Source organism: Embleya scabrispora (genome assembly GCF_002024165.1).
GTDB classification, from domain to species: domain Bacteria; phylum Actinomycetota; class Actinomycetes; order Streptomycetales; family Streptomycetaceae; genus Embleya; species Embleya scabrispora_A.
The window spans coordinates 6,694,731-6,707,628 of the sequence record NZ_MWQN01000001.1 but is presented as its reverse complement, the minus strand read 5'-3'; the positions used below and the strand labels follow the sequence as shown (position 1 = coordinate 6,707,628).

11 protein-coding genes, 1 pseudogene and 1 riboswitch are annotated in these 12,898 nt (G+C 73.5%); of the genes and pseudogenes, 2 read left to right on the top strand and 10 right to left on the bottom strand.

What is annotated here, in order from left to right; genetic code table 11:
• Positions 1-67: 67 nt before the first annotated feature.
• A riboswitch (cobalamin riboswitch) is annotated at positions 68-320 on the bottom strand.
• A gap of 633 nt (positions 321-953) precedes the next feature.
• The 4 genes from B4N89_RS29500 to B4N89_RS29485 form a co-directional block, all read right to left on the bottom strand.
• A complete protein-coding gene (locus B4N89_RS29500) occupies positions 954-1,142 on the bottom strand; it encodes a hypothetical protein (RefSeq protein WP_078978804.1) in 189 nt (62 codons plus the stop codon).
• A gap of 754 nt (positions 1,143-1,896) precedes the next feature.
• Positions 1,897-2,469 (bottom strand): G/U mismatch-specific DNA glycosylase, encoded by a 573-nt coding sequence (gene mug / locus B4N89_RS29495; RefSeq protein WP_078979726.1) that lies wholly within the window; start codon positions 2,467-2,469, stop codon positions 1,897-1,899.
• 116 nt (positions 2,470-2,585) lie between these two features.
• Positions 2,586-3,410: a GNAT family N-acetyltransferase gene (locus B4N89_RS29490; protein ID WP_078978803.1), complete on the bottom strand. Its 825-nt coding sequence runs from the start codon at positions 3,408-3,410 to the stop codon at positions 2,586-2,588.
• 5 nt (positions 3,411-3,415) lie between these two features.
• Positions 3,416-3,895, bottom strand: coding sequence for a MarR family winged helix-turn-helix transcriptional regulator (locus B4N89_RS29485; RefSeq protein WP_078978802.1), 480 nt, complete (start codon positions 3,893-3,895; stop codon positions 3,416-3,418).
• Positions 3,896-4,101: 206 nt separating this feature from the next.
• Between B4N89_RS29485 and B4N89_RS29480 the strand changes: the two genes are divergently transcribed.
• Positions 4,102-4,845, top strand: a complete 744-nt coding sequence (locus tag B4N89_RS29480; protein WP_078978801.1) for an amidohydrolase family protein — start codon at positions 4,102-4,104, stop codon at positions 4,843-4,845.
• A gap of 29 nt (positions 4,846-4,874) precedes the next feature.
• On the opposite strand, the gene B4N89_RS29475 is transcribed toward B4N89_RS29480, so the two are convergent.
• The gene (locus B4N89_RS29475) at positions 4,875-6,425 is read right to left on the bottom strand and encodes an ATP-dependent DNA ligase (RefSeq protein ID WP_235618845.1); all 1,551 of its coding nucleotides are present in this window, start codon (positions 6,423-6,425) and stop codon (positions 4,875-4,877) included.
• Between the two features lie 446 nt (positions 6,426-6,871).
• Complete coding sequence (gene purB, locus B4N89_RS29470) at positions 6,872-8,314, bottom strand: adenylosuccinate lyase (protein WP_078979725.1); 1,443 nt, start codon at positions 8,312-8,314, stop codon at positions 6,872-6,874.
• A 201-nt stretch (positions 8,315-8,515) separates the two neighbouring features.
• Between purB and B4N89_RS51735 the strand changes: the two are divergent.
• Positions 8,516-8,914: pseudogene (locus tag B4N89_RS51735) on the top strand (class I SAM-dependent methyltransferase); the annotation flags it as partial.
• Positions 8,915-8,933: 19 nt separating this feature from the next.
• Here B4N89_RS51735 and B4N89_RS29460 read toward each other — a convergent pair.
• Genes B4N89_RS29460 through B4N89_RS29445 form a run of 4 tightly spaced genes read right to left on the bottom strand, consistent with a single transcriptional unit; the run spans position 8,934 to position 12,019 of the window.
• Positions 8,934-10,040 carry an EamA family transporter gene (locus B4N89_RS29460; RefSeq protein ID WP_078978798.1) on the bottom strand — a complete coding sequence of 369 codons (1,107 nt, stop codon included), beginning with the start codon at positions 10,038-10,040 and terminating at the stop codon, positions 8,934-8,936.
• Positions 10,041-10,070: 30 nt separating this feature from the next.
• Positions 10,071-10,718, bottom strand: coding sequence for a GOLPH3/VPS74 family protein (locus tag B4N89_RS29455; RefSeq protein WP_078978797.1), 648 nt, complete (start codon positions 10,716-10,718; stop codon positions 10,071-10,073).
• 47 nt (positions 10,719-10,765) lie between these two features.
• Positions 10,766-11,119: a hypothetical protein gene (locus B4N89_RS29450; RefSeq protein WP_078978796.1), complete on the bottom strand. Its 354-nt coding sequence runs from the start codon at positions 11,117-11,119 to the stop codon at positions 10,766-10,768.
• A 9-nt stretch (positions 11,120-11,128) separates the two neighbouring features.
• Entirely contained in the window at positions 11,129-12,019 is an 891-nt protein-coding gene (locus tag B4N89_RS29445; protein ID WP_235618994.1) for an SPFH domain-containing protein, read from the bottom strand.
• Positions 12,020-12,898: the final 879 nt, after the last annotated feature.

The window sequence follows — 12,898 nt, the reverse complement described above, 5'->3', positions numbered from 1 at the left end:
CCCACGCTGTCCACAACGGTCACGTGCTCTCTCCTCGCGAGCTCGTACGTACAGGTGACCCCACGCCCGAAGGCGTGGGCAGCCGGCAGGTATTCGGACTCGCGGGCATGCCGGGGCACCGCCGGGCACGGCGTGTGCTCGGTGGTCCGCGAAGTGCCTAGTGGCCGTCGCTTCCCGTACGCCCTTCGGCGTCCGGCGCTCTATGACGACTTTTGTTCCCGCTCACCGCTGCGGGGGCAGTTCCGGCCTCGCACCGGATTCCCTCTTGCCTCGCCTTCCCGGAAACTTCGGTCGGGCGAACCAGCTGCGTCGCAGAGCATATATGTAGTGGCGGGGTGGTCGTCGCACCCCCAGGTGTTGTGTCGCGTCCCGATTCCCGGCGTGTCACGGTTCGCCGGAGACGTGCCCGGATGGTACGGCCGGCGAGCAATGCGACGCGCGTCGAGCGCCCCGAACACCCGCGCTCCCGGCGGCCGTCCGGGCCCACCGGCCCTGCGCGGGCTGCGCGGAACGGGCACGGGGGCGGCGAGTGCGCGGCGGGGACCGGACCGGATCTACGGCGGATGGCGCGTCGGCCGGCGCGCCGATCGGCCGGCAAATCCCTTCCTCGCCGGGCGTGTCGAAGGACGCGTGACAAGAAGCACATCGCGTCGCGGCCGGGCCGGATGCGCGGGGACGAATCGGCGACCCCGGCCTTCGGGTCGGGACGGGCAGGGGCGTCTCCGGGCCCGGATCGAGGAGCCGGCTGCCGGGTGCGCGGCCTCGACGCGGGCGGGCGTGCCGCGTCGCCACGGTAGGTCCGTCGGCCGGGGCACCCCCGGACCGGATCGCGCCACGAAGGCGGCTCACGGCCGATGCGTGCGCGGGCCCACCCGTGAGGCAGGTGCCGGACTCCCCCGCGGTCGCTCCATCTACCGGGCCGCCCCGGGCTCGGACCGTGCCGGGTGGCCGGGTCACGGGCGGCGCGTGCGCGGGCCCGGTCCGGGCGGGCGGGCGTGCCGGGGCGGGCTGCCCTGCGGTCGGTCCGTCGGCCGGGGCACCTCCCGGCCCGAGTCGCGCCATTCGGCGACCAGCGCCTCGTAGACGGGAGTCTCGAACGTCTCGGTGGGCCACGGCCCGAACGGTGCCCGCAGGATCTTCATGCCGATCCAACCGCACGAGGGGGCGCGAAGTAACCACCAACCGAGTGATGCCACTCGGTCGATTGACGGCCCCGCCCCCGGGTCGGGTCGCCGGCGCCGAGCGCCGCCGCACCCGGCGAGCGGCCCGGTGTGGCCCCGCGCGCGGGTCGGACCATGACGCCCCGACCGGGCACCCGACTCGGCCCGGGGCGGGCGCTCGACCCGGACCGGACTCTCGGGTCGGACGCCGCACACCGGCTCCATGCCCCGGTCGACCGGCGGGCGCTCGACCCGGACCGGGCTCTCGGGTCGGACGCCGCACGCCGGCTCCATGCCCCGGTCGACCGGCGGGCGCTCGACCCGGACCGGGCTCTCGGGTCGGACGCCGCACGCCGGCTCCATGCCCCGGTCGACCGGCGGGCGCTCGACCCGGACCGGGCTCTCGGGTCGGGCCGTGCGCACGGCTCAGGCGCCGCGTGGCGGCTGCATACGCGCGCCTCGCCCGCGGATTCCCGCGCCCGGTCGAAGCTCCCGCGACCGACCCACGCCGCGCCTGGCGCCGCCCTCGTGTTCCACACAGCGCTCGGTTGTCCGGGCCACGGCGCCGGACGGCGGGCCGACCCTGGCGCCTTGCGCTTCGGGCAGCGGCTCGTGTTGCTGTGCCGCCCGGCCAACGCGCGGACCGACCCCGGCGCCTTGCGCTTCGGCCGGGCAGCGGCTCGTGTCGCCTGTGCCGCCCGGCCGACGCATGCCCGCACCCGACCCACGCCGCGTTCTACTCGGTCGTGCCCGGTGGTGGGTAGGCGGTGGTGCGGAGGTGGGTGAAGGCCTCGGCCAGGGCTGCGGCCGTCCAGTGGGCGTTCAGGCCGCTGGGGTTGGGGAGTACCCAGATTCCGGTGTCGTCGATCGTCTCCGGTTGGCGGCCGACCACCGCCTTGGGGCGGCCGAAGCCGGTTCGGTATGCGCCGATGCCGAGGACCGCCAACCAGGCCGGTCGGTACCGGCGTACCTTGGCGGTGAGCGCCAGGCCACCGGCCCGATACTCCTCCTTCGTCAACTCGTCGGCGCGCGCGGTGGTTCGGGCCACCACGTTGGTGATGCCGAGGCCGAGCGTGGTCAACTCGCGCTGCGCGGCGGGCTCGATCAGGCGCGGCGTGAAGCCCGAGGCGTACAGGGCCGGCCAGAACCGGTTGCCGGGACGGGCGAAGTGCCGCCCGGTGGCGCCCGACCAAAGCCCGGGGTTGATGCCGCAGAACAACACCCGCAGGTTCGGCGCGATCACATCCGGGATGCTCCGACCGTGCGCGGCGGCCAACTCGTCGGCGGTGGGATTGCGTCCGGGCGGGATCGGCAGCACGATCGACGCGGCGGCATCGGTCTTCGCGCCGGCCCTGCCCGCCTCCGCCTTGCCCGCGTCGGCCTCGGCCGCCCGCGCCCGGTCCGCTTCCGCCTCGTCCCTCCGGCTCACGGCGCCTCCGCGATCAGCGCCGTGCCCACCGACCGGAAGCCGATCCGATCGTATACCCGCGCGACATCCTCGTCCCCCGCGCTCAGGAACACCGTCTCGCTCCCGCTGTCCAGCGCGTGCCGGGCCAACTCCCACGTCACCGCCGCCGCGAGGCCGCTGCGCCGGGCCGCCGGGAGGGTGGCCACGCCGACGATCTCGGTCGTGTCGTGCAGGTGCTGGTAGCTGCCCACGCACAGTGGTCCGGCCGGGCTGTACGCCGCGAACATCACCGTCTCGCCGCTGCGCAACCGCTCGTTGAGGTAGGACAGCAGGCCCGGGTCCTGGCCGAGTGCGATGGTGTCCCGCTCGGCGGGCCCGTCGGAGCCGGGCGCGGTGCCGGGGTTGGCGAAACCGACCGCCGCGACGCTGTGCACGATCGCGAGGTCGGTGGCGTCCGCGCGGATCTGCCGCAGCGTCACCAGGTCCGGCAGACCCGGGCGGGCGGGCGGATGTTCGTCCGGGTCGAGCACCATCAGCGGGTGCTCGTGGACATGCAGTTCGGCCTCGATCGCGGCCGCCCGCAGTGCGGGGGTGGTCTCGTGGACCCATTCGAACGTCTCGGGCACTTTCAACTCTCTCTGCCGCGCCCGCACCGCGCGCACGTCCGCGACGGTGGGCTCGGCGAGGGCGCCGAGCGTGGGTCGGGCATAGTAGGGCCACCCCTCGCCCTCCCGGACGAACAGCGTCAGCGCGCCGATCGCCTCGGTGCGGGTGAACCGGCGGGGCACCGCGTCGTAGAAGATCTCCAGATGCGCGCGCAGTTCCGCGGCGGACTTCGGCATGCGGGTCAGTGTGACACGGCCGTCGGCACCGGTTCGGCCCGGTGTCCGAAGCCCGCTTTCACTCCGAAGCCCGCCTTCAACCGGCCCAGGAGTTCGGACAGGCGCTCGGCGTCCTCGTCCGGCCAGTCGGCCAGCCGCTCGGCGATCACCGCGAGGCAGCTCTCGGTGGCCCGGTCGACCACGGCGCGCCCCTCCGGGGTGAGTCCGAGCAGCACCGACCGGCCGTCGCGCGGGTCCGGGCGGCGGGTCACCCAGCCGTGTTCGACCAGGTGCGCGAGGTGTCGGCTGACCACGGACATGTCCAGGTCCAGGAGTTCGGCCACGCGCCCGGCGCGCAGCGGTTCGGCACCGCGGCCGAGGACGAACAGGACCGCGGAGCCGGGCGGCAGGCTGCCGGGCGGGACGGCCTTGGCGAGGCCGCGGTGTACGCCGACGATGCCTTCCAACTCGGTGAGCAGGTGCCGGCAGGCTTCCCTGGTGGCCATGGCGGCTCGCTCCTTCCTGCGTGCGGGCGGTCGTACGCCCGCGCCGCGGCGAATCTGTTGCGTTCCACAACCATAGAAGAAGTTAGTTGCATTCGACAACTTCTCCGGCCGGTGAATCCGTCTCGCTCGTCCGGCGCCCGGGTACGGTATGCGGCATTCCCGTAGCCGACGGAGGCACCGCCGTGTCCGAATGGCCCACTCGTCGCGTGTTCGACGCACACCTGCACATCGTCGACCCGCGTTTCCCGCTCGTCGCCAACCACGGCTACCTGCCGCCGACCTTCACCACGGCCGACTACCTGGCCCGCGCCGTCCCGCTCGGCGTGACCGGCGGCGCGGTGGTGTCCGGCTCCTTCCAGGGCTTCGACCAGACCTACCTCCTCGACGCGCTGGCCCGACTCGGCCCCGCCTTCGTCGGGGTGACCCAACTGCCGCCCGACGTCCCCGACGGGCGGATCGCCGAGCTGGACGCGGCCGGTGTGCGGGCGATCCGGTTCAACGTCCGGCGCGGCGGCTCGGCGACTCTCGACCACCTGGACCGACTCGCCCGCCGGGTCCACGAGATCGCCGGCTGGCATGCCGAGCTGTACCTCGACGCCCGGGATCTGCCCGACCTGCTGCCGGTGTTGACCGCGCTGCCGAGGGTGAGCATCGACCACCTGGGCCTGTCCCGGGAGGGGCTGCCGCATCTGCTGCGTCTGGTCGAACACGGCGCCCGGGTCAAGGCCACCGGCTTCGGCCGGTTCGACGCGGACGTACCCACGACACTGCGCGCCGTCGCCGCCGTCGACCCGCAGGCCCTCCTCGCCGGCACCGACCTGCCCTCGACCCGCGCGCCCCGCCCCTTCCGGAACGCCGACCTCGACCTGGTCGCCGACACGCTCGGGCCGGACCTGGCCCCCGCCGTCCTGTACGACAACGCACACGCCCTCTACCGCCCGCGCGGGTAGGCGGCGTCCGTCGGGCCGGCGGGCGGGCCCTACTCCCGGGCCGCGAGCGCCCGGACCGTGTCCATGTCGTCCGCCTCCGCGGGCGTCTTGTCCTCCCGGTAGCGCAACACCCGTGCGAAGCGGAGCGCGAGGCCGCCCGGATAGCGGGTGCTGGTCTGCAAGCCGTCGAAGGCGATCTCCACGACGAGTTCGGGTCGCACCCACACGGTCCAGTCGTCCCGACGCACCTCGAGTTCCCGCAACCGCTCGGTCTGCCACGCGAGCAGTTCGTCGGTGAGCCCCTTGAACGTCTTGCCGAGTATCACGAACCCGTCCCCGCCCGGATCCCGCGCGCCCAGGTGCAGATTGCTCAGCGTGCCGCTCCGGCGGCCGTGGCCCCACTCGGCGGCCAGCACCACCAGGTCGAGGGTGTGCCGGGGTTTGACCTTGACCCAGCCGGCGCCGCGCCGACCCGCCGTGTAGGGGGTGTCCAGGGACTTCACCACCACCCCCTCGTGCCCGCGTCCGACCGCGTCGGCGAAGAACGCCTCCGCCGCCGCGTCGTCCCCGGTGACCAGCCGGGGCACCAGGAGTTCGGGCGGCGCCAGGTCCGCGAGCGCGGCCCAGCGATCCGCGCCGGGGCGGTCGATCAGGTCCTCGCCGTCCACGTGCAGCACGTCGAACAGGTACACCGTCAGCGGCGTCTCGGCCCGCAGCCGCGCCGCGTCGCGGGTCCCGGTCCGGGAGGCGGTAATCTGGAACGGGTGCGGCCGAGCGTCCGGGCGCAGCGCGATCGCCTCACCGTCGAGCACCGCGGTACGCATCGGCAACGCGCCTACCGCCTCGACCAGTTCGGGCACGCGCGGGGTGATGTCGTCCAGACTGCGGGTGAACACCGTGACCCGATCGCCGTCGCGGTGGATCTGCACCCGGATGCCGTCGATCTTCCACTCCAACGCGACCTCGGCGGCGGGGTCCTTGGCCCGCAGCTTGGCCAGCGCGCCGGCCACGTCCGGTGCGGCGGCGGCGAGCATCGGGCGCACCGGGCGGCCGACGTCGAGGGTGAGCGCGTCGAGCGCGGCTCGCCCGCCCTGGAGGGCGGCGGCTGCCACCGGTCCGGCGGCGCCGCGCAACATCAGCGCCCGCCGTACCGCCGTGGCCGGGACCTCGGCCGCGCGGGCGATCGCGTCCGCCATCACCCCGTCCAGTGCGCCCTGGCGTACCTCGCCGACCAACAGCCCGATCAAAAAGCCCTGTTCGACCTCGGTCGCGCGGGCGAACAGCGCGTCGAGCGCGGCCCGTCGGGCGGCCTGCGAGCCGGCGCCGGTGGTGGCCCCGATCGCGGCCAGCGCGGCATCCACCTCCAGGAGGGTCAACGACGGCTCGGCGGCGGGCGGGGGCAGCGCGCGGAGCATGGCGGGCCCCACACCGATCTGCCGCTGGGTGAGCGTGCCCGCGAGATAGGCGACCACCACGGTGGCCTCGGCCGGATCCGCCCGCCGCAGACAGCCGGCCACCAACTCCGCCTTCGCGGTCCGCCCGGACTCCCCCGCGATCTCCCCGGACACGACGGCCACCTCACGAAACGACAGCGACGCCACGCCCACCACTCCTCCCGACGACTCCCCCCACCATGACCGCCGAGACCACATTTCAATCCCCGGCCTCGGATCACCCGCCCACGGGCAACCGAAACCGATGGCCATCGCCCTCTCGCCCGGTCACCCCACCGCAACGGCTCCGGCACCGCGGAACGCGACTCGGCCCCCGCCCCCGGCGCGCCCCGAAAACCGGTACGCCGATGGCCACCCACACGGCGATTCCCGCCCGGCCGACGCGTCGCAACCACAAGGCCGGTGCCGTAGGACGGGGGCACGCCTTGTGCGTCTGGGACCGTCGACAGTGGCCGTCACGCCGCAGACCGTGTGCGCACAGGCGATCGGCGTCCGCACGATCCGGCAAGCGGGTCGAGGCCGGTCGCCCACACGACCCGACCCGACCCGCGCCTCGCGCGCCCCGGACCGCTCGCCGACGGGTCCGATTGCGCCTAGAGGATCGCGCCCGGGCGGTACTTCGCCGCCTCCGGGTGCTTCTCCGCGACCGCCTCCACCCGGCGGACCACCTCGGCCACCTGGGCCGCCGCCGCGCCGGTGAACGACAGCCGGTCGGCGAGCAGCGTGTCGAGCGCGGCCCGGTCCAGCGGCAGCCGCTCGTCGGCGGCCAGGCGGTCGAGCAGTTCGTTGCGCTCGACACCCTCCCGCAGCGCCAGCGCCGAGGCGACCGCGTGCTCCTTGATCACCTCGTGTCCGGCCTCGCGCCCCACCCCGCCGCGGATCGCGGCCATCAGCACCTTGGTCGTGGCCAGGAACGGCAGGTAGCGGTCGAGTTCGCGCGCGACCACGGCCGGGAACGCGCCGAACTCCTCCAGCACGGTCAGGAACGTCTCGATCAGCCCGTCGAACGCGAAGAACGCGTCCGGCAGTGCCACCCGCCGCACCACCGAGCAGGACACGTCGCCCTCGTTCCACTGGTCGCCCGCCAACTCGCCGACCATCGAGGCGTAGCCGCGCAGGATCACCGTGAAGCCGTTGACCCGCTCGCACGAACGCGTGTTCATCTTGTGCGGCATCGCGGACGACCCGACCTGCCCGGGCTGGAAGCCCTCGGTGACCAGTTCGTGCCCGGCCATCAGCCGGATCGTCTTGGCCAACGACGACGGCGCGGCGGCCAGCTGGACCAGCGCGGTCACCACGTCGTAGTCGAGCGAGCGCGGGTAGACCTGTCCGACCGAGACGAACGCGTGCTCGAAGCCCAGGTGCGCGGCGACCCGCCCCTCCAGCTCGGCCAGCCTGTCCTCGTCGCCGCCGAGCAGGTCGAGCATGTCCTGCGCGGTACCGACCGGGCCCTTGATCCCACGCAGCGGGTAGCGGGCGATCAGGTCCTCGAGGCGGTGGTAGGCCACCAGCAGCTCGTCGGTCGCCGACGCGAACCGCTTGCCCAGCGTGGTCGCCTGCGCGGCGACGTTGTGCGAGCGGCCGGCCATGACCAGCTCGGCGTGCTGCGCCGACAGCTCGGCCAGCCGTACCAGCAGCGCCACCACCCGGTCGCGGACCAGTTCGAGCGAGGAGCGGATCTGCAACTGCTCGACGTTCTCGGTCAGGTCGCGCGAGGTCATGCCCTTGTGCACGTGCTCGTGGCCGGCGAGGGCGTTGAACTCCTCGATCCGGGCCTTGACGTCGTGCCGGGTGACCCGCTCGCGTTCGGCGATCGAGGCCAGGTCGACCTGCTCCACCACCCGCTCGTAGTCGGCGACCGCGCCCTCGGGCACGTCGATGCCCAGGTCGGCCTGGGCGCGTAGCACCGCGAGCCACAGTCGGCGCTCGAGCACCACCTTGTACTCGGGGGACCACAGCGTGGCCAGCGCCGGGGAGGCGTAGCGGTTGGCCAGAACGTTCGGAATGCGGGGCTTGCGCACAGGCTGGGACGTCACGACCGGGGAGTTTACCGAGCCGCCGACCCCGCTCTCACCGGCCGTCCACGATCGGGCACGTCCGGCGGGCCGGTGCGCGTGTGTCGAGTGTTCGGCCGCGTCGCGCGGCGTGGCGCCGATCATGTACGCGCCGCGCCGCCGACGCCCCTGCCCACCGAGGCGCCCGATGGCGCGGATGGCGGCAAGGGGACAATCGACGGCATGGACAAGATTCGGCCCGCCTACGAGGAACTGGGCGCCGAGGGTTTCTACGCCCGCCATGGGGCGGAGTACCGCAACCCGCACGAGCCGCGGGTGCGGGCGGTGCTGGCCGAGGTGCTGACCGGGCCGTTCGCGGCCGAGCCCGGATTGTCGGCCTCGGTGCTGGACCTGGCCTGCGGCAGCGGCGAGGCCACCTTGGCGCTGCGTGACCTGGGCGCGCGGGAGGTGACGGGCGTCGATCCGTACACGGGCGACGCCTACCTGGAGCGGACCGGGCGGCCGGCCGAGCCGTTGCGGTTCGAGCAGATCGCGGCGGGCGCGCTGGCCGGGCGCACGTATTCGCTCGTGGTGTGCAGCTACGCGCTGCATCTGCTCGCCGAGTCGCGGCTGCCGGCGCTGGCCTACGCGCTGACCGAGGTCACGACGGCGTTCGTTGTGGTGACTCCGCACAAGCGTCCGGTGTTGCGGCCGGAGTGGGGGTGGCACCTGCATCGGGAGTTGCTCGTGGATCGGGCCCGGGCCCGGGTGTACCGCACGTTCCCGGAATCGACCGAGGCCGCCGGGGTCGCCGGATCTGCCAAGTCCGCCGAATCTGCCGAGTCTGCCGAGTCCGCCGGGGCTCGCGGGGTGACTGGGCGAGGGTGACACCCGCGCTGGCGATCACCACCAGCGCGATGCCCGCGATCTGCACAAGCGCCAACGACTGGTGCAGCACCAGGAAGCCGGCCATCCCGGCCACCGCCGGTTCCAGACTGGCCAGCAACCCGAACGTGGCCGGCGGCAGGTGCTTCATCGCCAGCATCTCGAGGCTGTACGGCAGCGCCGAGGACAGCAGCGCGACACACGCGCCCAGCCCCAGCATCTTCGGCTCGACCAGCGCGGAGCCGGCCGTCGCCACACCCAGCGGCGTCACCAGCACCGCGGCCACCACGAAACCCAGGGCCAGGCCCTCGATGCCGTCGAAGCGCGCGGAGATCTTCGAGGCGACCACGATGTAGCCCGCCCAGCAAGCCGCCGCGGCCAGGATGAACACCACCCCGACCGGGTCGAGGCCGCCGAACCCCCCGCCGCCCAGGAGCAGCACGCCGCCGGCCGCGAGCACGATCCACACCATGTCGCGCAGTCGACGGGACAACACCACCGCCAGGCCGAGCGGGCCCAGGAACTCCAGCGTGACCGCGGGTCCCAGCGGGAGCCGGTCGATGGCCTCGTAGAAGCACATGTTCATGCCCGCGAACATCACGCCCAGGCCGCCCACCACCAGCCAGTCGCCCCGCGAACGCCCGCGCACCCGGGGCCGGGAGAAGGCAAGCAGCAGCGCGGCGGCGATCACCAGGCGCAGCGTGACCGCCCCCGCCGGCCCCACCTGGGGGAAGAGCCGGGCCGCGAACGCGGCGCCGAACTGGATCGAACACGCGCTCGCCAACACCAACAACACCGCACGCCCGCGCGGTCCCGGCAACAACCGGTCGGCGAGGGCGTGCGGTGCGCGCGCGGGCGCGTCGGTGGTGGTGCGGGAGGTCATTCCCCGACACTACGGACATCGTCAAGCCGGTCAGCCGGCAGCTGAGGATTTGGCGTTTCGTACCGCCTCGCGCAGCGCGCCCGGGACCGGGCCGAGACGGGTCGACAAATCGTCGATCCGGCCCTTCGCCGCCCGGCGTTCCCGCCCTCCGAGCACTCCGCGCAGTTCGCCGTGGTAGGCGAGTACGGCCAGCGCCGCGTCCTGGTCGGGCACCTCGGCCGCCCGGTCCTTGAGCGCGCCCCACATCGCCTTCGTTGCCGCGCCGCGCAGCGACGTCTGCCGCAGCACGATCCGTCGGAGCGGGAGCAGGCCGAGGACCCGGTGCTGCTCGTACCGGATCACCCGCGCCCGCTCCAACGCCGCGCCGACCCGGTCGACGGCCTGCCGGTCGCGCTTGTTGACCCAGTGGCGCCAGCGGCGCGCCCGTTCGGTCTCGCCGATCCTGGCCAGCAGGTCGGCGGCCAGCTCACACCGGGGAGTCGCGCCGGGGTGCGGGCCGCCCCTGCGGGTCGCGGTCACCCGGACCTTGCCGCCCTCGTCGTGGATCAGGCCCTGTTCGCGGAGCTCGTACAGCGCCGCCGCCTGGAGCGTCGCGCCCAGGTGGGTCCGGCTGACCAGGCGCTGCCGCTCGGGACTGTAGGCGAGCAGGAACAATCGTTGGGGTAGGGACGGGTTCACGTCGACCTCCTCGGCGCCAGGGCGTCACGTCGTCTTCGGGTTTGTCGTCACGGCGCGGCCTCGAGGTCGCCACCGTCGCCACGGTCGCGACGACGCCGACCAGAACCGCCAGGGTCGCCTCGATCGCCACCGGCGCCTCCCCCGGGCTCGGCATCGGAATCGGTCTCGGGGCCGTTGTCGGGATCGAGAGCCGGGCCCGCCGTCGGAGTCGGCTTGGGCGGTCGGCCCCGTCGGGCCGGTCGCCCGGCATTGCCCGGCATCCGACCGGCGTCGCCGAGCGCACGGCGCAGCAGGAACTCGATCTGGGCGTTGGTGCTGCGCAGTTCGTCGGCCGCCCACTTGGCGATCGCGTCGTGCACGGCCGGATCCAGTCGGAGCAGGATCTTCTTCCGTTCGGTCACGGGGACCGACTATGCGTAGAGGGAGCCCGTGTTGACCACGGGCTGCGTGGCCTGTTCGCTGCACAGGACGACGAGCAGGTTGCTCACCATGGCCGCCCGGCGGTCGTCGTCGAGTTCCACCAGGTCGCCTTCCTCCAGCCGGTTCAGCGCCAGTTCGACCATGCCCACCGCGCCCTCGACGATCCGCTGCCGGGCCGCGACCACCGCACCCGCCTGCTGGCGACGCAACATCGCCTGGGCGATCTCCGGCGCATAGGCGAGCCGGGTGATCCGCGATTCGACCACGCTGACCCCGGCCGAGGCGACCCGGGCACCGATCTCGGCGGACAACTTGCCGGTGATCTCGTCGGCGTTGTCGCGCAGGGACATGCCGCCCTGGCCGTGGTCGTCGTACGGGTAGCTGTTGGCGATGTGCCGCACGGCGGTCTCGGTCTGGATGGCGACGAACTCCTCGAAGTCGTCCACCTCGAACTTGGCCTGCGCGGTGTCCTCGACCTGCCAGACCACGACCGCGGCGATCTCGATCGGATTGCCGTCGTTGTCGTTGACCTTGGCGGTCTGCGTCTCGTGGTTGCGGATCCGGGTGGAGACCTTGGTGCGGTCGGTGAACGGGTTCACCCACCGCAGCCCGTCCTTGCGCAACGTGCCCTTGTAGTGCCCGAACAGCTGGAGCACCCGCGCCTCGCCGGGCGCGACGGTGGTCAGCCCGCACAGCCCGAACAGCGCCAGGACGATGATCACGATCCCACTCGCGATGGCGGCCACCTTCTGCCCGTCGTCCAGGAGCGAGCCGACCACGGTCAACACGATTCCCCCGGCAACCAAAGCCACCCCCACGACCAACGCAGGCAGCCCGGCCGCCCCCGTCACCACTCGCTCCCGCACCTGCGGCGCCGGCATCTCCACAACGGCCGCGGACCCGAAATCACTCACAACGCCACTCCTCACTCGACCAACCTGGCATCAACACCATAGCAAAGTGATATCACTTTTCCGCAACCCCCAAACGCCCGACCCGGCCGAGAACACCGACGGACGACACGCACGCGCGAACACCCCCGGAGCCACACCCGCGAGCCGCCCCCCGGTCGGCGGGCCCCCGCCGCCGGCGGGCATCCCCCTGAACGGGCCGGACACGCGGAAGACGGGAGCGTGGCCCGGGGGTCGACTGCGACCCAGACCCCGTCCGGCGGCCCCCGGTGGATCGGGCCGCGCCGTCCAGTGCCGTGCCGCGGCGCACCGGAAAAACAACCGCAAAGGGGTCCCCTCCGGCCGCTTCTCCGGTACCGCACGACGCGCTGCCGGGCGGCGCGATACCGGGCAACGCGGTGCCGCACAACGCGATGCGATTCCGGGCAACGCGGCTCCGCGCAACGCGATACCTCGCGGCGCGAAACCGAACGGCGCAATACCGGGCAACGCGGCGCCGCACGACGCGAAACCTGGCAGCACGGTGCCGCACGACGCGATACCGGGCAGCGCCATACCTCGCGGCGCGAAACCGGGCGGCGCGTACCGGACAACGCGATGCAACGCGGTGCCGCACGACGCGATGCCCGAGAGCGCGACACCGCGCGACGCAACACCGCGCGGCACGAGACCGCGCGGCACGACACCGCGCGGCACGAGACCGCGCGGCGCAACACCGCGCGGCACGAGACCGGACGACGCAACACCGCGCGGCGCGACACCGCGCGGCACGAGACCAGGCGACGCAACACCGCGCGGCACGAGACCAGGCGACGCAACACCGCGCGGCACGAGACCAGGCGACGCAAC